The sequence below is a fragment of the Clostridium tunisiense TJ genome (assembly GCF_000300195.1).
GTDB classification, from domain to species: domain Bacteria; phylum Bacillota; class Clostridia; order Clostridiales; family Clostridiaceae; genus Clostridium_J; species Clostridium_J tunisiense.
This window is the reverse complement of record NZ_AMQH01000005.1, coordinates 178,790-202,286: the sequence shown is the minus strand read 5'-3', so window position 1 is coordinate 202,286 and position 23,497 is coordinate 178,790. Positions and strand designations below refer to the sequence as shown.

29 protein-coding genes are annotated in these 23,497 nt (G+C 31.0%); 1 reads left to right on the top strand and 28 read right to left on the bottom strand.

Translation table 11 applies throughout. From position 1 onward, the window contains the following. Window positions 1-47 precede the first annotated feature (47 nt). The 28 genes from C661_RS0104765 to C661_RS0104620 all read right to left on the bottom strand — a co-directional run bounded on the left by C661_RS0104765 (window position 48) and on the right by C661_RS0104620 (window position 22,738). On the bottom strand, window positions 48-596 hold the full coding sequence (locus C661_RS0104765) for a flavin reductase family protein (protein ID WP_017414164.1): 549 nt from the start codon (window positions 594-596) through the stop codon (window positions 48-50). A gap of 288 nt (window positions 597-884) precedes the next feature. Next, window positions 885-1,817: a sensor histidine kinase gene (locus C661_RS23900; protein ID WP_192812646.1), complete on the bottom strand. Its 933-nt coding sequence runs from the start codon at window positions 1,815-1,817 to the stop codon at window positions 885-887. Window positions 1,818-3,271: 1,454 nt separating this feature from the next. Next, window positions 3,272-5,509, bottom strand: a complete 2,238-nt coding sequence (locus C661_RS0104750; protein WP_017414161.1) for an ATP-binding cassette domain-containing protein — start codon at window positions 5,507-5,509, stop codon at window positions 3,272-3,274. Between the two features lie 26 nt (window positions 5,510-5,535). Continuing rightward, window positions 5,536-6,738, bottom strand: coding sequence for an MFS transporter (locus tag C661_RS21345; RefSeq protein WP_017414160.1), 1,203 nt, complete (start codon window positions 6,736-6,738; stop codon window positions 5,536-5,538). A 439-nt stretch (window positions 6,739-7,177) separates the two neighbouring features. Then, window positions 7,178-7,372, bottom strand: coding sequence for a YwbE family protein (locus C661_RS0104740; RefSeq protein WP_017414159.1), 195 nt, complete (start codon window positions 7,370-7,372; stop codon window positions 7,178-7,180). A gap of 175 nt (window positions 7,373-7,547) precedes the next feature. Continuing rightward, entirely contained in the window at window positions 7,548-8,447 is a 900-nt protein-coding gene (locus tag C661_RS0104735; protein WP_017414158.1) for an aminoglycoside phosphotransferase family protein, read from the bottom strand. A 126-nt stretch (window positions 8,448-8,573) separates the two neighbouring features. Further along, window positions 8,574-8,924: a GIY-YIG nuclease family protein gene (locus C661_RS0104730; RefSeq protein ID WP_017414157.1), complete on the bottom strand. Its 351-nt coding sequence runs from the start codon at window positions 8,922-8,924 to the stop codon at window positions 8,574-8,576. Window positions 8,925-8,963: 39 nt separating this feature from the next. Further along, window positions 8,964-9,710: a DUF2087 domain-containing protein gene (locus C661_RS0104725; RefSeq protein ID WP_017414156.1), complete on the bottom strand. Its 747-nt coding sequence runs from the start codon at window positions 9,708-9,710 to the stop codon at window positions 8,964-8,966. Window positions 9,711-10,056: 346 nt separating this feature from the next. Further along, entirely contained in the window at window positions 10,057-10,755 is a 699-nt protein-coding gene (locus C661_RS0104720) for an FTR1 family protein (protein ID WP_017414155.1), read from the bottom strand. A gap of 557 nt (window positions 10,756-11,312) precedes the next feature. Further along, on the bottom strand, window positions 11,313-12,416 hold the full coding sequence (locus C661_RS0104715) for a hypothetical protein (RefSeq protein ID WP_017414154.1): 1,104 nt from the start codon (window positions 12,414-12,416) through the stop codon (window positions 11,313-11,315). 143 nt (window positions 12,417-12,559) lie between these two features. After that, on the bottom strand, window positions 12,560-13,627 hold the full coding sequence (locus C661_RS0104710; RefSeq protein WP_017414153.1) for a hypothetical protein: 1,068 nt from the start codon (window positions 13,625-13,627) through the stop codon (window positions 12,560-12,562). A gap of 104 nt (window positions 13,628-13,731) precedes the next feature. Then, the gene (locus C661_RS0104705; RefSeq protein ID WP_017414152.1) at window positions 13,732-14,112 is read right to left on the bottom strand and encodes a hypothetical protein; all 381 of its coding nucleotides are present in this window, start codon (window positions 14,110-14,112) and stop codon (window positions 13,732-13,734) included. After that, window positions 14,112-14,831 (bottom strand): sigma-70 family RNA polymerase sigma factor, encoded by a 720-nt coding sequence (locus C661_RS0104700; protein ID WP_017414151.1) that lies wholly within the window; start codon window positions 14,829-14,831, stop codon window positions 14,112-14,114. Before C661_RS0104700 ends, C661_RS0104705 begins: the two co-directional genes overlap by 1 nt. A gap of 1 nt (window position 14,832) precedes the next feature. After that, a complete protein-coding gene (locus tag C661_RS0104695; RefSeq protein WP_017414150.1) occupies window positions 14,833-15,372 on the bottom strand; it encodes a hypothetical protein in 540 nt (179 codons plus the stop codon). A 34-nt stretch (window positions 15,373-15,406) separates the two neighbouring features. After that, entirely contained in the window at window positions 15,407-15,709 is a 303-nt protein-coding gene (locus C661_RS0104690) for a hypothetical protein (RefSeq protein WP_017414149.1), read from the bottom strand. A gap of 514 nt (window positions 15,710-16,223) precedes the next feature. After that, on the bottom strand, window positions 16,224-16,805 hold the full coding sequence (locus C661_RS0104685) for a hypothetical protein (RefSeq protein ID WP_017414148.1): 582 nt from the start codon (window positions 16,803-16,805) through the stop codon (window positions 16,224-16,226). Between the two features lie 21 nt (window positions 16,806-16,826). Further along, the gene (locus C661_RS24385; protein ID WP_017414147.1) at window positions 16,827-16,955 is read right to left on the bottom strand and encodes a hypothetical protein; all 129 of its coding nucleotides are present in this window, start codon (window positions 16,953-16,955) and stop codon (window positions 16,827-16,829) included. A 230-nt stretch (window positions 16,956-17,185) separates the two neighbouring features. Further along, entirely contained in the window at window positions 17,186-17,989 is an 804-nt protein-coding gene (locus tag C661_RS0104675; protein WP_017414146.1) for a hypothetical protein, read from the bottom strand. 221 nt (window positions 17,990-18,210) lie between these two features. Beyond that, window positions 18,211-18,495 carry a DUF5348 domain-containing protein gene (locus C661_RS0104670; RefSeq protein ID WP_017414145.1) on the bottom strand — a complete coding sequence of 95 codons (285 nt, stop codon included), beginning with the start codon at window positions 18,493-18,495 and terminating at the stop codon, window positions 18,211-18,213. Between the two features lie 209 nt (window positions 18,496-18,704). Further along, window positions 18,705-18,857 (bottom strand): hypothetical protein, encoded by a 153-nt coding sequence (locus tag C661_RS23895; RefSeq protein WP_017414143.1) that lies wholly within the window; start codon window positions 18,855-18,857, stop codon window positions 18,705-18,707. Beyond that, window positions 18,850-19,083, bottom strand: coding sequence for a hypothetical protein (locus C661_RS0104655; RefSeq protein ID WP_017414142.1), 234 nt, complete (start codon window positions 19,081-19,083; stop codon window positions 18,850-18,852). Before C661_RS0104655 ends, C661_RS23895 begins: the two co-directional genes overlap by 8 nt. Before the next feature lie 15 nt (window positions 19,084-19,098). Further along, window positions 19,099-19,422 carry a hypothetical protein gene (locus tag C661_RS0104650; RefSeq protein ID WP_017414141.1) on the bottom strand — a complete coding sequence of 108 codons (324 nt, stop codon included), beginning with the start codon at window positions 19,420-19,422 and terminating at the stop codon, window positions 19,099-19,101. Then, window positions 19,415-19,573, bottom strand: coding sequence for a hypothetical protein (locus tag C661_RS23575; protein ID WP_017414140.1), 159 nt, complete (start codon window positions 19,571-19,573; stop codon window positions 19,415-19,417). Before C661_RS23575 ends, C661_RS0104650 begins: the two co-directional genes overlap by 8 nt. Window positions 19,574-19,588: 15 nt before the next feature. Beyond that, a complete protein-coding gene (locus tag C661_RS0104640; RefSeq protein WP_017414139.1) occupies window positions 19,589-20,878 on the bottom strand; it encodes a replicative DNA helicase in 1,290 nt (429 codons plus the stop codon). Window positions 20,879-20,889: 11 nt separating this feature from the next. Continuing rightward, window positions 20,890-21,159 carry a hypothetical protein gene (locus C661_RS0104635; protein ID WP_017414138.1) on the bottom strand — a complete coding sequence of 90 codons (270 nt, stop codon included), beginning with the start codon at window positions 21,157-21,159 and terminating at the stop codon, window positions 20,890-20,892. Between the two features lie 13 nt (window positions 21,160-21,172). Continuing rightward, a complete protein-coding gene (locus C661_RS23890; protein ID WP_017414137.1) occupies window positions 21,173-21,919 on the bottom strand; it encodes a phage replication initiator YdaU family protein in 747 nt (248 codons plus the stop codon). A gap of 12 nt (window positions 21,920-21,931) precedes the next feature. Continuing rightward, entirely contained in the window at window positions 21,932-22,249 is a 318-nt protein-coding gene (locus tag C661_RS0104625; protein ID WP_017414136.1) for a helix-turn-helix domain-containing protein, read from the bottom strand. Between the two features lie 282 nt (window positions 22,250-22,531). Continuing rightward, window positions 22,532-22,738: a helix-turn-helix transcriptional regulator gene (locus C661_RS0104620; RefSeq protein WP_017414135.1), complete on the bottom strand. Its 207-nt coding sequence runs from the start codon at window positions 22,736-22,738 to the stop codon at window positions 22,532-22,534. Between the two features lie 137 nt (window positions 22,739-22,875). On the opposite strand from C661_RS0104620, the gene C661_RS22635 reads away from it, so the two are divergent. Further along, the gene (locus C661_RS22635) at window positions 22,876-23,466 is read left to right on the top strand and encodes a helix-turn-helix domain-containing protein (RefSeq protein ID WP_017414134.1); all 591 of its coding nucleotides are present in this window, start codon (window positions 22,876-22,878) and stop codon (window positions 23,464-23,466) included. Window positions 23,467-23,497 lie beyond the last annotated feature (31 nt).

Below are 23,497 nucleotides of genomic sequence, written 5' to 3'. Positions count from 1 at the left end.
TAAAAATTATTCAATAAGTAAGTACTGTATTCTTATCAAATCATCTTTTATCTACTACCCTTACATGCCTTGAATATGGACCCTACCCTATTATTCAAATCAAAATATCCTGAGTCCATTAATACTGTTGGTTTAACTTTCAGTGCATTAGGTCTTCCATTTTCTAGACACTCTTCATCTCCGTATGCAGCAACAATTTCACCTAGAAACATTGTGAAATCAAATACTGGTATGGTTTGTATTACCTTACACAGATAATTTACAGGACACTCTTTTATCATTGGTGCATTTCCTGCTTCATCATAAAAGGATTCAAAAATCTCTGATTTATCTACTTTATTACCAGAAACAGTGCCGCAATAATCAGTTTTTTCAACTGTCTCAGATGATGGAATATTTACAGTGAAAAATCCATTTTCTAATACTCCAGTAGTTGTACAATGAGAGTTTTTCAACGAAATATATAGTACAGGTTTTTGACTTACAACTCCGTATGCGCCAATAGTTGTGTAGTTAGGTTTTCCATTAACAGTTGATCCTGCTAAAACCGTAATGTATGGACCAAATGGAATATTTGCTATCTTCTTCTTATTCATAATTATTCTCCTCACTAAATCTTCTATTGTCGCGACAATAGAAATTATAAGGTAAAAACAAATAAAATAATAGACTTTTTCTTTTCCATGGGTTATTATATAGATAAAGTATGCCCCTTATGGGGCATACTTTATTTTTTAAAATTATTTTTAACCTGAATGGATTTTAAGGGCAATGCCTGTGACCATTGGAAAAGACAAAGTAGTTGCAACAGCAAAATACCACACCATAATAAAAAAGATGTCAATGCTTGAAGAAGAAAACGAAATATAAAAAAGCCATGATTTCTATAGATAGATATCTGAGAACTCGATATTTATCCTATTTATATTTTTTTCATCTAATAGAGATGAGCAAATCTGTTCATTACTCTCAGGAATCATTATATCAGGAAGCCTAATTATGAACTCGCTCCCCTCTCCAAGTTTACTTTTTACTGAGATATTACCTCCATGCATTTCCACCAAGGACTTTACTAATGCTAGTCCAATACCACTTCCTTCATTACTTCTTTTTAATGAAGTATCCACCTGCGTAAACCTATCAAAAATCAAATTACACATATCCTCGGGTATTCCTATACCAGTGTCTTTAACTGAAATACAAACATAATTTTTCTCTAAAAATATATCAACAAATATAGAGCCGCTTTCTTTCCCATACTTTACGGCATTAGCTAAAAGATTTAAGATAATTCTTTCGATACTATCAGGATCACAAGCTATAATTTTTTCTTCTATTTCTGTATCAAAAGTTAATGTTATTCCATTATGTTCAATAAACTCTGCAACAGAAATACTAATATCCTCCACTGTTTTTACTATATCAAAATTTATCAATTTTATTTTAAAACTAGCCCCATCAATTTTTGTAATATCTATTAGGTTATTAATTAGCCTCAGCAGCCTGTAAGTATTTTGCTTTATCATTTTAAAATATTTATTGATTTGATTTCTATCTAAGCTACTACCTTTCATGCTATTATCAAGCATTTGTTCAGCAGTGTATATAACATTTAGAGGTGTTCTCAGTTCATGAGAAATATTTGCAAAGAAGTCAGTTCTAGTTTTCTCGTACTCCTGTAATTTTGCATTTACAGCTTCTAGCATCTGTTTGCTTTCCACAATACGTTTTTTGTTTAAGAAATCCTTACAATAGGAAGCATAGTTTAAGGATGAGATTATTTGCGCTAAAACAACTGTAATTAATACATTCACCATAGTGCTGTATAAAACTTGCACTGTATCAACACTCAATATTAGTCCATATATGAAAAAAACTAATGAAATTGAGTAGATAAAAAATGTTTTCAGTGGGCGGATAAGAAAGCATGTAGCAAAAGAAAACATACAGATAATATACGCAGATATTCCTCCAGTAATATATATGGAGTTTATTCCTATGAAGCTACACCATATCATAGTTATGAAGATTAAAGAGTATATAAAAACTTTTTTACAAACAGAATTATTTTGTTTTTTTATAAAGATGCCTAACCCTAAGAAAACCATGAGAAAAGGCATGACAATTAAATGTGCATAATATAAATAGGAATATGCAGGAACTACACTCCTCATTGATTTGTATATAAGCAAATCCAAAACTAATAGTAAAGCATTAACTATAAATAATACAATGGTTAATACTTGAGATCTTTTAAGATTTATATTTGTTATTGTCTCATCAAATTCGTATTTATAAGGCTTTAAATAATAAGAGAAGAAAGCACTTTTTCTCTTTAAGAGCATCTCGGACACCTCAACATTCTACAATTTTCAGTAATTTTTTACAATTTACAGTAATATTATACATTTGTTTCAATTTTATGTAAACCAATAGTTTTATGTAATATCTTTAAATGTACTTTACTCCTTTTAGGAAGATTTTCTGTATAAAGAAGTTTACAACATATACCAATGACTTATAACATACAATATTAGAGCTTTACAACTCGGGTAAGCGTCTATCACATCTGAAAATCAACTATCCAAGGATTGGTTTGAAAGGCCACACCTGTGACCATTGAAAAGATAAATTAATTACAGCAGCAAAATATTAAGTGATGGTAAGAAAGCTGGCCAGACTTAAAGATGAGAAAAAAGCATGAGTATTTTGCACATAAAATACCCCCCCTAAAACTAAGGGGGGGGTTGTGCAATTCTCATGATTTATGCCTTTGGGAAATAATCATTAAATATGTTATTTATAAGTATGGCAAATCTTTATAAGATTGTGCTTAATTGTTACTTCTTCAAAGGGAATTCAAATTTCACTTTAATAATTATTGATATCCTATCTTTATTCCCCTTATTTGTTCGCCGAAACTACCATAAACTCACAACTTTCAGATATCATAGATTATTCTCCTTCCTTAAATAAAAAACCAGTTATAACGGCTGGAGATGGCATAATAAAAATATATTCCCCCTTCTTTTTTAAGTGAATATATACTCACTCTAAAACCAATAAATGTTTTTGTCAAACTAATTCTTCTTTAAGAATGAGTTATGATAAAGTATAAAAGTGTAAAGTTTTCAAACTTTACACTTTTACTAAATAAAAATACTTTTATCACAAAATCTATATCCATACAATACTAATTTGAAGATAAATATTCCATTAATGATGTACATTAATTAAAATCTTATAAATTAAATACTTTCACACTAATAAACTAAATATATTGGGCTGTTAATGATGTTTTACAGTTAGCTAATTGCTTTGGAGTCCCTTCAAATATTATCTCTCCACCCTTGGATCCGCCCTCTGGTCCAAGGTCAATGATCCAATCTGCACTTCTTATAATTTCAATGTTATGCTCTATTATAATAACTGTATTTCCGTTATCCACAATCCTTTCAACAATACCTATAAAGTTTTCTATATCTGCCATATGAAGTCCCGTAGACGGTTCATCCATAACATACACTAAACTATCTTTATGCATTTCATTAGCAAGTTTTAGCCTTTGACATTCCCCACCTGATAGTGTATCCAGGGACTGTCCGAGAGTTAAGTAGCCTATTCCCATTTCTTCTATGGACTTAAGCTTTGTTTTTATTTGTTTTTCATTGAAAAATACTAAAGCTTGTGAAACTGACATTTCGAGAACCTCAACAATGTTTTTCTTTTTAAAAGTGTATTCTAATACTTCCTTTTTAAATCTCTTTCCTTCACAAACTTCGCATGTATTTTTAGAACTTTCCATAAAGGCAAGTTCTGTTTCAATAACTCCAAGGCCATTGCAATTTTCGCAAGCCCCTTCCGAGTTAGAGCTAAAGAAAGATGCGCTTACCCCATTCTCCTTGGCAAAAGCTTTTCTTATGTTATCCATTATGCCGCTGTAAGTAGCTATATTGGATCTAGAATTTGCTGAAACAGCACTCTGGTCAATTAGAACTGCATCTTTGTTTTGTCTTAAAAATTCATGTTTCATAAGTGTACTCTTGCCAGAGCCTGCAACCCCAGTAACAACAGTTAAAACACCTTTTGGAATTTTAGTTGACACATTTCTCAAATTATTCAAGCAACAATTATTAACTTCTAAATATCCCTTATGCTTTCTTGGTTCCTTCTTTATTTGAAGACTCTTACGTAAAGCATTTCCTGTTAGTGTGCCTGAGGTCAATAGTTCATCATAGTTGCCCTCATAAACTATACTCCCTCCTTTTGTACCTGCTAAGGGTCCAACATCGACAATATAATCTGCAATCTGAATAACATCGGGGTCATGCTCAACTACAAGCACTGTGTTTCCCTTATCCCTGAGTTTAACTAAAAGTTCATTTAACCTGTGGACATCCCTAGGATGGAGCCCAATGCTAGGTTCATCAAAGATATACATCAAATCTGATAGACTGCTATTTAAATGCTTAACCATTTTTATACGTTGAGACTCGCCACCTGAAAGCGTGGATGTCTCCCTGTCTAAAGTTAAATACCCAAGGCCTATATCTATGATATTATTGAGCTTTTCCTTTATACTTTCAATTACTGGCTGAGCTTTCTTAACGTCAATATCATTAATTACTTTTACGAGTTCATCGATTTGCATGGATAAAAAATCCCATATATTATACCCTTTAATTAAAGGCTTTAAGGCTTCCTTATTGAGCCTTTTACCACCACAAAGTGGGCACTTTCCTTCAAATAATAAGCTACTTAACTTTTTCATGGAAGCCTCGGACATATCTCCATCCTTCTTTAAATACAACCTATTAAACTTTACAATGAGCCCTTCATAAGTTATATTCATATTTCCACCCTCTACCAACTTTATTTTTTCAGGGGCGCCATGTAGAAATTTATCTAACTCTTCCTTTGTATAGTCACATATCTTTTTATCGTTATCAAAGAACTCCGAATCAGTGAAGATTTTCCAATGCCAGGAGCCAACTCCAAAACCTGATAGCAAAATAGCACCTTCATTTAAGGACTTGCCCCTATCAAGTATCCTATCCAAATCCACAGTTAATTTCTTCCCAAGGCCTTCGCACTCAGGGCACATACCGCTTATATCATTAAAGGAAAATTTGTTTGCAAGTCCAATATATGGCTCTCCTATTCTTGAGAACAATACTCTGATAAAGGAATTAATGTCTGTGATTGTTCCCAAGGTTGATCTTGAGTTAGAACCTATTCTCTTTTGATCAATAATTATTGGAGTAGAAAGATTTTCTATGCGGTCTGCCTTCACCTCTCCACATTTTGGTAAAAAAGTTCTAACGAAGGCACTAAAATTTTCATTTAATTGTCGCTGTGCTTCCCTGCCAATGGTCTCAAAAACAATAGATGATTTTCCTGAACCGGAAACCCCTGTGAAAATAGTTATCTTTCTTTTAGGTATCCTTAAGGATACATTTTTCAAGTTATTCTCCCTACATCCCTTTAGTACAATAAATTGTTCCTCCATGTTTCTTCCTCCTTCTACTATGGAATTTACTCATATTTTCTAGTCATAAAATAACATAGAACACCTGAGAAAAATATTGCAACTCCTGATACTTCAAACCATATATTAACCCCAATGAGTTCTGAGATAGGACCAGATATGGCAAGACCAACAGGAGTTGCCAAGCTCATTATGCTCATCATTAGGGACATTACCTTTCCAAGCTTTTCTTGCTCAACAGATCTTTGCATATAGGCCATATATGGAATTGAAAAGAAGGTTCCTATAAAGCCTATAAGAAATGAAATACCTACGAAACCAATGAAAAGGTTTGAGGGTAGAACACCACCAATACTAGCAACAATTCCAAGGAACATAAGTGAAAGTGAGATCATAAGAAATTGTTTTTTAAGGCCTCCCCAAACACCAATGACCAGTGAGGATACCAATAAGCCTGTTGCAAAAAAGAACTGAGTTACTCCATTGTGCCATGCAGTTCCATTGAAATGAACACGTATTAAAAGCGGAAAGAGAGAACTAAGTGGTACATACGCTATTGTGGTCAAAATTATCGGCAAGGTAAGTGCCCTTAGTGGTCTATTACTCCCTATTGCCTTTATCCCCTGTTTCATATCTTCAATAAAGTTTAATTCTCTTTTAATCCCTTTGATATCAGGTATTTTAACAAATAAAAGTGTTATTATTGCCAGTGCTGCTCCAATAATATCTACTAGCATGATACTTTGAATACTGGCTACTGACATTAATGCTGCTCCAATCACTGGTCCAGCCATGCTTGTTCCTGAATTAATCATCTGCCCAAAACCTCCAGCCTTTACTAAATCTTCAGGTGGCACTAGCATTGGAATAGAAGCTTGGAGGGCTGGTGCGTGGAAGGTACTTCCTAGGGCTCTTATAAATAATATTCCGTATATGAATGAAACTGACGGCTCTTTAAGAAGGAAGGCTACTCCAAGTACTACACTGGATAGGGCAACCAGAGAATCTGCCAGAATCATTACCGTTTTTCTGTTGTATCTGTCTACCCATACCCCTGCAAAGGGCCCTATAAGTGCCTGTGGCAAGAAGCCAACAATTGATGCACTGGTCAAGGTTATTGCAGAGCCCGTCTTTACAGTTAGCCACCAGATAATAGCAAACTGTACTGCAGCTGAACCAATAATTGAAAATGCTTGTCCTGTATAAATCAACGCAAATACTTTCTTCCAGTTTTGTTTTTCTCTATTCATAACATTCACCCTTTCATTTTTAATTTTCTATTATTTACTTATGAAATCTCATACATAACTAATTATTTCTTTCTATCACTTTCACCTAAATGAAGGAATATAATAGCCCCTAAGCCAAGTCATATGCTTCTTATCCTTTAGTTATCCAAATTGCATTTTTCATTATAGCATAGAACTAAAACTCTGGTGCTATAGTGGAGAGTTTCAGTATATTCACTGCCAATCGTTAAGCACTTAACCTTTTTACATATGCTCCATCGTAGAAATAGGTCAATCACAGTTTCGTAGGTTTGGACACTGGCGGAAATAAATCTATAAATTATGATTCCATCATCATACTTATTTGCAACACAAAAGGGACACTTCTCAACATTGTAAAAACATCAAGTTAGAAGTGTCCCTTTTAAATAAATTATAACTTATATGGCTACCATTTTTTTTAATCTATAATATACTTAACTCTCCCTACAATACCACCTTCAAGCATAACCTTAATGCCATGTGGGTGAGTCTGTGAATTTGTAAGGATTTTAAGAACAACACCTTCCGTTAATCTCCCTGTGGGCTGGTCTTGTTTTTGTACGACTCTCACTCTTGTACCTGGCTTTATATTTTCCCTCTTCGTTCCTATCATTATCGCATTCCCTGCTTTCTTAACATTAAAGTAACTTTCTCCATATTAATAGAGTAAACATAACTTCGTATCATCTTCCATTTTGAAAAGCTTCCTGCCAACTTTCACATGCCCTGAGTATCCAAAAATCATGTGATAAATTCACAGGCGTAGTAACAGGATAAATATATTAATTTTAAGTTGCTAATTTTCCTTTTATTTTATCCCTTAACTCATTAAAACTGTTCACTGAACCAAAAACTTTTTTAACAACATGATAACCATATTCATGACATAGTATAGAATTTATACAAATTTCTAATAGTTCTTCGGAACTACTATTCCCATAATATCCTTCTAAAAAATCCTTATCAAAGCTAAAAGCATCACAAATCACTGTCATTTCCTCATAGATTGCCGGAGCACATAAGGAATCTGCAAAATCAATAACTGTAATTTTTCCATTACTACCAATAATCAGATTATCTTCAGTCAAATCCCCATGTACATATACCAATGGCTCAACTTTCAAGTTTTCCAGGTATTTTTTCTGCTTTTCCTTTATTTCTTCAGGCGCATCCTGCCACCACTTACTGTTCATGGTTCGCTCCATAACATTAATTCCATTGAAATTATCACACCTTGTTGCCCATCGCTGTACAATACTACGTAGATTCTTAGCAATATGAATTTTTTCTAATCTGCTCAGGGTACTTTTTATATCCCCTAAGGTTTCCCCTTCTACAAAATCCATAATAAGATATCGGAAAAGATATTTGTCCTGTATCTGTCCTTTTGCAACTAATTTCGGTACAGAAACTCCAATTGCATTTGCCCTTTCCAGGGCAAAGACTTCAGCTTTATAGTCAGGTAAACTGTTATAACCAGATTCTAATGGAACAAATACCTTTGCAATATATTTTCCTACTCTAAAAACACCATTGGCACCTGGCTTACAATTCTCAAGTGGCTTGAAATTCAAACCCTCATTATGAAATATCTTTTTTATCAGTGGTGTAAACTCTTCTTTAGAGCAATACACCTTTCCCCAGGTTTCCCAATCTTTAATCTCAAAATTAAATAAATGATTCACCATTATAACCCCATTTAGATTTTATTTTATTATGTGATTTTTTTATTTTTCCTCCAAATGCAATAATATTATAGCTTAATCCTAATAACGATACTTACCTAACCTCAATGAAAATAACTCATATTTATCTTATTTTCTGTAAAATTCCATGCCTTTTTTAGATAATTTTTCTTCCCATATCATCGTTAATATATTTAGTTCCTCAGTATAATCAACTTTTAATTCATCTTTATCATATTCAAGCTTATCCAATATCTCAATTGTAAAATCTGATTCACCCTTGTCCTTCCATTGTTGTTGGAGCTCCTTGTTAGGGTGATTACCGAAGTTTAATTTAAATTTTGTACTGTTTATGGTACCTTTCAAGTCTTCAGTTCCTTCTATGTAGCACTTATTATTGAAGTTAGATTTAATAATAAATAATCCCATATCTGCCTTCATGTTTTTGTACAATTCCTTAAGTTCTTTTTTTCTCTCCATAAATGATACCTCTTTTCCTTCAACTTTTAATATACTTTTTTATCTCAACCAGTATTCTTTGCAATCCTTAGTTCTTTGTACATATCCATAATCAACCAAGTACCGTCTAATCACCGCATAATCGTCATAAATCTCATTTAATATTTCATTTAACTCTTTTTCAGTATAGCGTTTTCCACGCTCCAACTGCTGAGATATTTTTGTCAAAACAACAACCTTTTTCTTTTCTTTTTTAGGAAATATTTTTAATCTTAAAGGGGATAAATTTTCAAATGAAGTTTTTAATATTTCCTGTTTTTCTTTTTCAGTAATAACATAACGATGATCAACCATAGTTGCATTACTATGAATAGGTATGATTACCTCATCGGTCCATGCTCCTTTTTCCATTACTTTTTCATAGATAGCTAAATATAGCTTTGCCTGTTTCGCCTTTTCACGAAACATAAACCTTTGATGTCTTACTGTTGAAGGAGAGTTGCCTAACAGTTTTGCAATTTCTTTATCTGATACTTCCGAATACATCAAAGCTAATAGTTCTTTCTGATTACTTGTAAGGGTATTGTATTTTGACTCTGTATAAAGCAAATTCCTTAAATTATCTCCATGTTCCATATCAATATGTATTTTAACAGCGCGAGATGCTTCAAAAAATCTACCATTAAAAGAAAAAATTTCTCCTACTTCAAATACCTCTCCACAAGTGTTGCAAATATAGGAATTATCTTCTATATCAAATCTATACCCCTTCTTAAGTTCTTCTACTGAAAGGTTATCAATCTCCATACTCATGACTCCTTTTGTTTATATTTAACATAAACATATTCTATATTTGTTTATTATTTTTGTCAACATTATTAAACACAAATAGTGTTATTATATAATTCCAAAAAAGTAATGGACTAAACTTTGACTATCCATACTGGATAAGCTCCTTCGTTATTGATGCGGTTGGCGAACCTGTATCTATTTTAGCAAAGGAGGTTTATTTTTTCTGCTCATAACTAAAAGCTTTTTAGAACCACGGGCCTAGGCCGTGGTATTCGTTACACAAAAAAAGACAAACAGTGTCAGAAACTGCTTGTCCAGTAATATGATAGATTTATATTCATTTTACACAACTGATACATTTCTACTTGATACGATTCATAAGCTTTTTTAAATCTTTTTTCACTATAATTATATAGCTAGGTATAGCATATACAAGTATACCGATTGTGAAAATTCCAGGGATATAACTACTAAACAAAACCTCTAGTCCATCACCAAAATAGTATGCGCCAAGTCCAACTAGAAATAAATTGAGAATATAAAATACAACTCCTATATTTAAATTAGATATTCCTTTCGATACTAAATATACAAATAACGCTGCAGTGATCAAACCTAATATAGACATACCTGCTACTATAATAGGTGAAGTGCTAGAGCTTGTTAAAATGAATAACGTAGCTTCAAGCATCTCTCTAAAAATCGTAATTCCTGCGATGATAGATACTCCTTTGCGGCTTAAAGATATAAATTTTTCGTCAGGATTGGTATTAAAAGTCTTACTTTTTCTTAAAAGCACCACACTGTACAATACCAATGCAGCTAGTACAATTCCAAGTAAACCGTCAAATAACTCCCCTGCAGGACCATTTAATAGAGCAACCTGTGAGAATATTACACTGGCAATTACAGCTGCAAAGAATGCACCCAAGGCCCCTCCTACAAACACACTTTTCGTCATATTATATAGTTTATTTTTATTAAAATACACCACAAGGGGAATTATAACTAAGAATATTTCTATACCTTCCCTAAAGCAAATTAAAAATGGTGCAAACATACCTTGTAACCTCGCTTTTATTGAATGTGAATTATTATTTGATTGTTATTGTTTAATATATTATATGCTTGGCCAATATAGATGTGATTCTTTTGGATTACGTACCACCCACTTAAATTCACCAAATTCTCCATTATTTTTAATGAATTAGATAATTACCATTACAATTAATGTTTTAGCAACTTTCATTTAAACAAACCTGTAAAACTCAAATTTTAACGTAAATATCCTTAGTTCTGTACAAAGGATAGTCCAAAATCAAAATTCCCTCAAACCGCCTAGTCTGAGGGAAATACACTTCAATATTCACTTAAAACCGTGAAAACATTAATATCAGTCTATTTTTTCTCTATCAATGCCACACATTCAACATGTGCCGTTTGTTTCTGATAGAAGGTATGTTATGACTTGTCCTATCATAACAAAGCATTGTAACTCTTTATTTTCAATGGTTAGAAGAAACTTTTTTATTAAAGCAAGTTATCTTAAACCATTATTAAGTATATACTAGCTTTAATCATTGGTAGCAGATTAGTAGTATTACTACTACTGATTAGCTATTCATTATCAATATTTAGTATTTTATGTGCTTCTTCTGCTAAATTTGAGTTTTTTAAATTTCTAAACTGATTATCATTTGCTTTTTTAACTATTTCCACCTTAGCTTTTATGCCATGGATTCTAATATTTGTTTTTAATAACTCAATACATTCATCTAAGTCGCCTTCGTTGTTTCTTCTATCTAACGCTACAGCCAGTTCTAAACAAATATCTAAATCATAGTAACTATCTTCTACTATCTTCTTAAGATAATAAATCTCATTTTCTAAATTATTATGAAAAGTTTTCTCTAACATTAACAAAATTCTATACGAGAAATCTTCATTTATCGGACTATCAGTTAATTCTATGGACTTTTCTAGCATATTTTTAACATAATCGTAATCGCAAAGATTACCAATACTAAGTAAACGATATTCAGCATAGCCCCTGTAAATCTCTGATAGAAACTCCTCAGATTTTATATTCGTATGCTCCTCACACAAACTTTTAATTTTTTCATAACTATTAATTACATCAGTAACAGGAATTTGGTTTCTTCCTTTAAGCTCTCGTATTTTTATATAAGTTGTATCTATATCTAACTCAATACTTTTCAAATCGAGCGTCCTTATTTTCCCTTCTAGTTCTCGCATCATATTGTTAATTTCATTATTTTTCCTTGTATAGTCCTTTTGTAGTATCTTAAATTTTTCACTATACTCTGTTTCAATTTCATCAAGCTTTTTACTACTTTTATTTGTTTTTAATCTAATTAGCCTGTGATTTTTATCCATTTCTTTTATTAGTTCCTCTTTTATTTTATCTATATCTTTTGTTTTCATATATTGAAACACAGAAATCGAAGTCACAACTATTGTAAAAAATATTGCACTTACAGCAACAGTATTATTAATTCTTCCCACAGTACTATCCGCCATCGCTTTAATTGCATTTGCTTGATCTACAGAATATGTATTTGTAACCTCCATTTTAATATCTGTTGAATTCAACCCTTTACTTATAAAGTAAATTGTTGCTCCTACTAATACAGTAAATGATATAAAAAAAAGGATTTCACTTATATTTATTTTAAATTTGTTACCATTTTTTATTTTCATATGTTCCACATCCCCCTCCAACGTATATTTCTGCATTAAGTCTCAAAATCCTTTAAATAAAAAAGTATCTGCATTTAACAGATACTTTTTTGTGTTAAAATGTAATTGTTGAAAACTAGAAAGATTGATTTATATGTTAGTACTTATCTATTTCTTTTTAAAATCTTAAGTAATTTTGGCAAATTAATGCTTCCACCATTAAACTCATATGGTTTAACTGTAATTATGTCATTTAAAATTCTTGTTTCATCCTCACTATTATTTTCACATTCAATTAAGGCATTATATTTATAGTTTAATAACTGTAATGATTCTATAGTCATATCCTTATATTGAATAGCACTCCTTGCAAGCATTAACTGAGATTTTAAATGCATAATATTAGCTTGTAGTTGCTGAACAGCAATTTCATTACTTCCATATAACTCAAATTCCTTAGAAGTTGGAAGGTTTAAATAACAATTCAATGCTTCTTTTATTCTTTCTAAACCCTCACTTTTATCAGTTGGTGTAACCGAAAATAATAGCTTTCCACTTTCATTTTTTAATTCTGAATCAGCCTCGATTCCTATATCTTTTAGAAATTGAGTAAAATATACAAGATATTGCTTACATATAGGCTCAATTTCACTTGGAAATTGAAAAATTTCAGTATGGGAGCTTTTATTTACTTCTAATATAACTTTAGAATATACTTCATCTAAAACTTTTTTGAAAGTCTCATTACACTTGGTAAACTCATTTTTAAATAGATTTTCATGTTCTTCTAAATAAAATAACACTCCAAATCCATTACATACTGCTTCATCATCTTGATAGTATTCAAGCTCTTTACAATTTAAATCCTTAGTATATCTCTTGAAAGATTCAGCAAAATCAGCAATACTCCATGGTTTATTCCATAGCTCCCAGTCCATCCTTAAACAAAAGCTTATGTATGGGCACTTATTCTTACTTTTGTATCCACCATTTAATTTAAGCCTAACTTCTATTTCATAAAATTCATCATAGTTATCACATCCAATTTTAAATATGATATCATCAAAATAACTTTTTATTTCTGAAAAACTGGCTTTCATTAATTCTGGTATCACTTTATCATTATCTACATTGTAATATCTATCATTTTGAAAGCACCTATAATCGGTTATGCCATTAACTGTTAAATCACAATAATATTTATCTATTCTCCTTACCTGTATATCTAACATAAATCCTCCACTGAACCATATTTTTTTATTTCTTCTAATACATATTCTTCACAATTAAAAAAAATCCTTCTAAACCGAAAAAAGACTAGGAATTTTACCTAGTCTCATTCAATACATATTTCATTCCAAAACTCATCTTCAAATCCAAACAATACCCTTCCAATGTCAAGTAAGCTCTTATCAATCCTTCTTTTAATAGTATCATAAGTATGTCCTGTCCTTAACCCTATAACTTTATATGTGAGCTTATCAAAGTATTTATAGCATAAGATCCTTTGGTTGTCTTCCTTTAATCCACCTATAGCACCTATTATGTTAGATAGCCTTTTATTAAGCCTGTTGCGTTCATTTTGAAGCTTGTCTATGTTCTCTATACTATTGTTCTCCTTCTCTATAGCTATGTGTATAAGCCTTATGCGAGCTTTAATATCAGGAACACTTTTAAGCCATTCATCAGTTAATTTAATAACTTCCTCACGTTTCACTATACCACCTCATTATATAAATATCTTTGTGCAAAACTAATGCTTTCTACAGTACCTGGAATACTATCCCTATAAATTGCTTTTTCATCACAATAAAACTTCCTAGCTAATTCTCTTCCCCATGGAGAGCTCCTAATCTTTCTTAAGGCTTGACTCTTTAATTGTCTTGCTCTCTCTCCAGATACCCCTAGTATTTCCCCTATCTCATTTAATGTCATGCAACTATTATTCTCCCATCCATAGTGAAGCTTTAATATATTTCTTGCTTGCAATGTGTTATATTTGCTCATGACTTCCTCAAGCTCCATGCGTAACTCTTGCCTATATATCTGCTCTTCCACATTCTCAAAGCTATAATCTACACCCTCTATGCAATCCATTAGCTCTGTATCTCCATTTTCCCCAACAGGAGTATTAAGGCTTGTTTCTTCATTAGTGCTTCTATATTTAACAAATCTACTAATCCTCTGATATATCCAATAGATTGCATAGGTTATAAACTTAGCTGGATTCTCTATATCAGATTTATACTTACTAGCTGCAGTAATAAGACCTATATATCCTTCTTGCTCTAAGTCCTCTCTATCTATTGAGTTTGTACCCTCTGTATAGAACTTATTTACTAGTTTATTTACAATACCTCTATTTTGTTCTATAAGCTTATCTAGTGCTTGTTTATCTCCATTTTGATATAATTGCACTAATTCCTCATTGGTCATACTATATCACCTCAAAACAATTGGGATCTATTTCACTCATATACAATACCTCTGGAATATATTTAATGTTATATACTCTTTCAAATACATTATTTATTATTTTTTGGTTATTTATATAATCGGAAAAAGAAAAACAATTATTCCAATAATGCTTTGCTATTAAGTCTAGCTTATCTACTGAATATTTCTCAATTAATCCATACACTATTTGATTTACTAATATAAAGGGGGCAACAAATAACTTCTTGTAATCTAAAAAGTTAGAGTCAATACTTATAAGTAAATCTCTATAGTTATCAGTTGGAATATTATCATCTTTTAATGTCATAAAGATGCACTTATGCCTATCTATCTGATTTGAAGGATATTTATTGTATGGCTTGTATTGATTTAAGATAAAATTTATTTCATTTGTAGATACATCATTTTCACTTTTTATATCATTAAGAGAAGCTATTCCACTTCTATATCTCCATGTTAATCCTTCTTTAATAATATTCTTTCTAAATCTCATAGTGCTTCTATGTATTAAAATAGTCATAATATCTCTCCTTAATTTTGCTTTATTACTTTCCTCAATTAAACTTAGTTATAATGCTATTTTCAAGCCTATGTAAGCTAGTAGCTGACTTATTTAATATTGCTTCTAGCTTTTTTATAGAAATGTTTTTTCTATATCTGAGTAATAAATACTTTCTCTCTTCATCATTAAGAATATTATCTATTATAAAGTCATAATCCACCAAAATATTTTCTAATCTTCTTATCTCTATATTCAAATTTATCTGTTCAATCTTATTCGTAGATACTGCTCTCTTGCCTTGCAACTCTTTCATTTTATCTAAGCACTGAAAATAGTACTTTATTTTATTAACCATTTTAAATTGCTCCTTTTTATGGACTCCGTAATCTCCGTATAGACATTTTCAGCTTCATACGAATTTCGTACAAAGAACTACTTCTTTTCCTCTTTTTAAGGCCTCGCAAACCTCGCAATGCTTCTTTTTATGGACTGCAAAAACTGCAGATAGTTATTTTTATGGACTCCACAATCTCCCTATAGCCCTTTTTATGGGTGCCAAAAGTGTCGAATAAATCCTTTTTAAGGACTCAAAAAACTCAAGATACTTCTTTTTAAGGTAGTCGAAAAGGACGGATAGCTCCTTTTTAGGGCGTTCAAAAAGTTCAATATATAATTATTAAAGCTAAGTTTTGACAAGTTTTATATTTTTCTATATACGCACGAATACTAACATTTACTAACACTCTTGTGACCTTAGCATTTCTTATCACGTTAACAATTGTTAACAAAATACATGTTATCAATTGTTATCATTTTCATATAAATTAAGGAGCTAAAGAGCAATATTCAGCCCTAAGCTCCAATTAAATCTATAGTTTATCTGGAATATCTTTTATATTTATTTCAACGATTTTAGTCTTAAATTCCCATCCTTCAAATGTATCTTGGTACAATTCGTTACTTCCAGCTGCTGCTATAGCCTGCTCTATATATAATCTTGTAACTTCAAGCATCTTTATTATTTGGTACAGTGGTGGAAATGGAATATGCTTCACTCTATCCTCTATAACATTATTAATTGATTTAATTGCTATTGGATTCTGATGGAACTCCTCAGTAATTTTAAGTATTTCCTCAGCATTTAATGTACTCCCAATCTCTTTAAGAAGATTAATTGTATCTAGCAGTTTCTTTGGATCCGTACTTGGTGTTAATTTTCTATTTAAGTACTCAATACCCTCTTGAATATAGTTAAGTAATTCTTTACCTTGCCTTTCATTTGCAACTTGTATTTGTTGTATTAACTCATTTTTCTTATTACGTTTACCTTCTTCCGTATAGTTCAAATCAGCATTAACATCTTTCATTTGTTTTTTAGCTTTTAGGACAAACTCCTTATATACTTCCCATAATTTAATTACTCCATTTTTATAGTTTTGTGCATTTATCATATCTTACTACCTTCCTTATCTCTAATTATTTAACTCTAGCTTTGCCTTTCTCTTCCAGTATCTTTCTTGTGCTGCTTTTACCTTATCTTTGTTCTTTGCCCTCCATTCTCTCATGTACTTATTTCTTGCATCTTTAATTTGCTGATCCATTAATTACACCTCTCTTAAAATAAAAAGCCACAAGAAAATAACTAACTCTACTTTGAGTTAAGCTATATTTCCTGTGGCTATTATCTCTAATGCCTTACACTTATTATAGTGCAGTACTTAAATATTAAATTTATTATTTATCTTTATATTTATTTTACTATAAAACTACTCTTAAAGCTAGTGTTTTCAATGCTTTACTGTAGTTACTAGGTGACTTTATTTAGTAACTACTACACTCCCCATTCTTCTTTAAGCTTATTTAAAAACTTCATGCCCTCTCCGTTATCTTTTTTAATATCTGGATGAAGTTTAAGAGCTGCAGCTTTATATATTGCTTTTAAATACTCTTTTTCTTCTTCTGTGTAGGTACTTTCACTTGATTTAGAGTAACCACTAAAATTATAATTATTATCGTAGTTGTAGTTACTGTAACTTTTGTCATGATAACTACTATAACTCTCATAACTAGCCTTTAATTTCTTTAAGTATTCCTCATTCCTTAGAACTCCAAAAACATCATAGCAATAGTCATAAGTGCTGTCTCCATACTTTTTCTCAAAGTCAGCTTTAACTCTAAAATACTCTTTAATTTTAGCTCTATACTCTTCACTAACTTTAAATTCTTCTGTAGCTTCAAACTCAGCCATAATTGTATCTATTATAGGTTGAAGCTTAACATATACCATATCACATAATTCATCCTCTGTTATGCCTATATCTTGAAGTTTATCACTTAATCCTAAGGCATGGTCACCTACCCATGTCCAGTCCTCAGCTATGCTATAGTAATCCATTGTGCATATAACCCACTGTTTCTTTTTGACCTTTCCATTCTCCCTATAGCTCTTATGAATACTTATCTTATATGAATACTTTAAAGGTCTTTCAAACCTCTCTTCGGTATATGAGTACCCATAAAGAATCTTTACGGGACCATTGTTGAGGCTAATTTTAGTTTCTGTAACCTTTATTCCTTTAGCAGCTCCATGGGAATTAACCTTTTTATTTTTTATTTTCTGTATAACACAATACATTTCATCACTTCCCTTGTGGTTATCACAAATACTTGCTTAGTAACCACTTTGAAATTATCTATTGTTATATATCAACTTCCATATTAATAATTCTTTTAGCTCCGGTACTCTATTTCTACGATTACAAAAATCAATATAAGCTAAAAATATTGGTATCGCCATTTTCTCACCCTTAACTCTTAAATTTTAACACTATCCAAACTCTTAGAAATTTAGATAACTTAAATTCTTATTCTAACCTTCATACCATTAAATAAAGCTTTGTGTCTATCATCATAGTTATAGAAATAATAACCGTCGTACTTGTTGCTATGTTCTACCCTTCCAGCTTCCCATTGGCCATATTGTGGATTATAAGCTTCTATAGGTTGTCCACAAGTTAATTCAATGTTATTAATACTATACCTCTTATTAATATTTAAGCTTAAACACCCTTCCATAACAACCTTTGAATAGTGCTTTATTTCTCCTATAAAGCTTTCTAAGTGCTCTATAAGGTTTTCCATAGCTTAATATGCTTTTATATCTTCAAATTCTTTATATTCTGCCTTATTATAAACTCTATTTATATCCTTTAAGGTATTTTCTACTATAGACAAGGCTTTTGTATATTCTTTATTCATGAAAAGTCACTCCTAACCCTTGAAATCTATCACCAGAAGAAGTAAACTATACTTGCGATGTTATGGCTTACTTTCTTTGGTAAGTCTATTTTTTATCTATTTTTAAGGTCTATATAGATTTTTCTATGTAGTCCTTCTTTTTTATATTCTTTAGATATTTTTATTATATGAAAGCTTTGATTAAGCTCTTCAATAAGCTTATCTTTGTCAGCTTCATGTGAATATGATACTTTCAGTTTAAGCAAACTTTCCTACCTTCCTTCCATTCTTGATATATCTTAAACCTCTACCAGTAAGCAATCCATGAAATTCAAGTTGCTTCTTTCTCTTTGGAAGATTTGTGTTAAGTAATATTCTAACTACACCATTTTTTACACCTCTTATACCAGGAAGCTTACCCTTCATTTCAGACTCAATAATTACAAATATTTGACCTTTATACTTTAGAGTACTTTTTTTATATGCTTTCATCACTTCCACTCCCCATTATATAAGTACTATTTCTTGACCAACTTCGCTTAAATAACTTAAATCTGTTAACCCTAGTATTAAACCCTCTTTAAACATAATTCTTGCTTCTACTGATGCTGAAATGCCACAAGTAGTTTCAAACTCTTCCAATAAGTACTCATATTCCTTAGATAACAATTGCAATAATTTTTGTTTTAGCTCTTCTCTTAGTTTTACACTTTCATCTAACTCTCTTTGCAATTCCGGATTTTTTCTCATTGGCTCTCCAAAATGTTCATTTATATGTCTATATTCCCTCTCTATCGTATTGTTAATAATATTTTCTAAAGTCTTATTCATTGTACTTCCTCCCTAAATATTTTATTTTTGAAAGTTGTTTTATATCTCCGGCCAGTACCTTCCCGACAAGTTTCTTAAGTTCAATCTCCTTGCATTTTAGGTAATTTTCCTTAATAGAGCTAATTGTTAAACTTAGCTTGGTACTTTCCATGCCTACTCCCCCTAATTACACATATTTTTCATCAATAACTTGTGTTTCTTTATAGTAGTTGAATGTGACTACTTTGTTTGATATGCCAGCTCTATTTTTACCTATGATAACATCCAACTCCTCTGGGCCTTGCCCATCCTCTTTCTCTCGTGCATTAAGTAATAATATAATGTTTGCATCCTGCTCTATATTTCCAGTTTCCTTTAAATCTGCAATTACTGGTGTTTTGTCATGTCTTGATTCAACTGCTCTATTTAACTGTGCTAAGCAAATTACTGCTACATCTAACTTTTTAGCCAACTTCCTTAATTTGCTTGATATCGTATTAACTTTTACCCTCTCATCTCTACATTTTTCTTCTGTATCTAATAGAGTTAAGTAATCTACTATAACAACATCAAGCCCATATTTATTTTTATAACTTGTAGCTTGTCTAGTTAATTCCTCAACAGTTAAATTCTCAGTATCATTGATTCCTAGCTTTAAATTAGTTAACTTCCCCATGTGATCCATAATTGTTGTAAGTTCACTTGAGTTCAATTTTCCAGTTCTAACTTTGTAATTCTTTATAGAGCCACTATTTGATACTACTCTTTGCCCCAATTCTTCTTTAGCCATTTCTAAAGAAAAGTATAAAACACTATTTTTTATTGATAATCTCTTTGCTAATTCCAACGAAAAGGCAGTTTTACCAACTGCAGGCCTTGCACCAATTACTATATATTTTTTCTTCTCAATACCATTTAGATATGTATCAAGCTTTTTATATCCTGTAGCCATGCCAGTAACCTGACCACCATTTTTATAATTACGTTCAATCCCATCAAGTGTACACATTAGCACATCACTAATATTACTTATAGGATTGCTTAGTATATCATTACTTTCCATACTGCTTGATATATAGCTATATATCTGTGATGGATCCTCACCTTTGGATAGCCTCTTATCAATTTCTCTTGATATTTCAAAACATTTTCTTTTGTTTGAATTGCTAATAACCTTATTCTGCAGTGTATTAAAAGAATTCTTTGTTAAGTTACCATTCGAATAGAGCTCAGATAGCTCTGACACTTTTATATGACCCTTTAAGATATCATTAAGTGATATTATGTCTACCTTCTGCTCCTTGGCTATAAGCTGCTTAATAGCCTTTAAAATAGCTCTACATTTTTCATTTTCAAAGTAACTTTCATTAACTTTTAAATCATTTATTAATGATGTATCTGCAATTAGAGCAGCAATTAAACCTGTTTCTATCTCAGTACTTTCTCTACTTAGATTTAATTTTAAATAATCACTCATAAATACACCTCCTATTCATATAATTCCATGGCTTCTTTTTCTGTAGCATAGGTAAGATTTTTACTTGTACCTATATCAATTTTTAAAATATCTGACATTGAAGGTGAAAAGCTACAATTCATTAAAACATACTCTATTCTTTGATTAAATTCTTTTTCACTCATATTTTTCATATGTTCATACCATTGTGCAGCTCTCTCTTGAGTTATTACAAATCCTCTATTTTCAAACTCTGTTACTAGTGATTTAAGTCCACTTTTAAATACATTTTCATTTAACATAAAATTTCCCCCTTTAATTCTTTAACCAATCATTAGCGCTAACTTCCTTCCTGCCTTTTAGTTCAAACACTCCTCTCCAGTTGTTTACTATACTTTGATTTAATATTTCTACTTTCTCGGCATCACTTTTTGATAGTTTATCTAGTTTATTTACGATTAGAGTTAGTGATCTATCTGTTAATGGCTTTTTAATAGCATCTCTCATCTTAATAAAATCTCTAAGTGCTTCTTTAATCTGTTCATTCATGGTATATGAATTAATTATTTCATTAAGTTCATCTCTCTTAGTATTCTTTTCACAACTAGTTGTATTATCTAATCTATCCTTATCTACCCTATCCTTACCTAACCTAACCTGTGTATCCAATTTGGATACCATTTGGCAGTCATTTGGTACACCAGTGGTATCCATATCATTTTTCATGATATACTTACCACTATTTGTAATACTTAAAAACTCCTTTTCGTCTTTATATTGAGTTTCGTTATACCTATCACCTCGAAGATAATTATTTACTTTCCAGTCTGTTATGACAACTATGCCACTTTCAAATGGAATTAAAAAACCTTTTGCTAATAACAGTTTCAAATCATCGTTACTGCAATTTACCATGCTAGTTATCTTCTTGGGTGATGATACAAAACCATCATCATCAGCCCTCATCCCTAAATGAAAATATAGAGATTGTGATGAAGCAGGTAATTCTAAAAACTTATCAGTGTCTACTACATCTAAGCTAAACATTCTTCTCTTTGCCACACTATCACCTGCTTAACATATATAATCAGATAGGTCTTGACCTAAGTTATCTCTTAAAAATCTTTCAAGCTCAAAGTAAGGTATTTTAAATCTTCCTAACTTCAAGGCTTGCAACTTACCTTCTCTAATTAACTTATAGGTTGTATTAGCATTACTTTTTAATATTTTCGCCGTTTCTTCTACAGTGAATAATAAATCTGGAAGATCCTTTGACGTTTTATTCTTGGTAAAGTTTATAGTTTCTGCACTAGATAATGTTTGTAGTGTAGACTTAACTACTTCTTCAATAGTACATTGAACCTGCACTAGATCTTTAGTTGCTTTACTCATTTAATAATCCCACCCCATCTATTAATACTCTTTGTATCTATCTTTTTAGTAAAGTTTTGTGTAGTTACTATTTTCATTACTATAGTAACTACAGCTTTTTTATTTTGACCAGTAATGGTCTAATGGTTGCTTTTCCTATTCTGAGCAATTTTTATTTTCGCAAGATATGGCGAAAGTTTATAGATATGAATTTTAAGCAGGTTTTTCCTATTTAATCAGGAAAATAATATTACTTGCCTTATGTTTTTGACATGAATTAATTAAATTAATTTTTTAATAATTTTAATCTTCAAAGAATAAGTCTTTGACATCTTCACTAAGCGTATTAGCTATTTTTTTCATTAATCCAAAAGTCACGTTATCATAGTTACCCTTTTCTATTTGAACCAAAGTGTTAGGAGAAATTCCTAAAGAATACTCTTCTACCAACTTCTGTCTTAATTGTTTTTGTGTTAAGCCTCTCTTTATTCTCGCTATTTTTACTTTCATTACATTCACCTCATTTTAGATAATTTTTATCTGTTTATTTAATATTATAGGTAATTTTTATCTGTGTCAATAGATAAATTATGTTTTTATAGATATTTTTTATCTGATGTGGTATATTAATTATTGAGGTGATAATATTGAAGTACGAAGAACTGGGTAAAAATATAAGAGAGTTTAGGAAAATGGCAAAATTGACTCAAAAAGAACTTGGAGAAAAAATATACAAGTCTGAAATATCAATAAGAAAGTATGAAAGTGGAAAGCTTAATATCCCCCCTTCAACTTTATATGATATTTGTAACATACTAAATATTTCAGCTGAAACTCTTCTAGGTTCTGATTATGAGAATTACTATCTTCATAATTTTGGGGAAGTAAATAGCAATAGCAATAATCTTACTGAAAAAACTTTAAAAGTTACTGAAGAAACCCTAGATGTTTTAGAAAACTATAAAAAATATGGTGATTCTTGGCGCGATGCAGTATTTAGAATTGAAAATGTACCTGAATATTTATTAAATTCAATATTAAACTATATTGAAAATACCCAAAATTACTATTCTTCATTACTAGTAAATCTTTCTTCTGATGAATTACCTAAAAGCCCAGAAGATGAAACTATATCATATTTAACTCCAGAACAAGTTAATGACATAATTAATAAGGTATCAGAACTTATTAAATATGAGTTATACAAATTGGAGAGAATTAAACCTAATGATAACTAATAAAATTGATAAATAAAACAAGTTGCTTAAT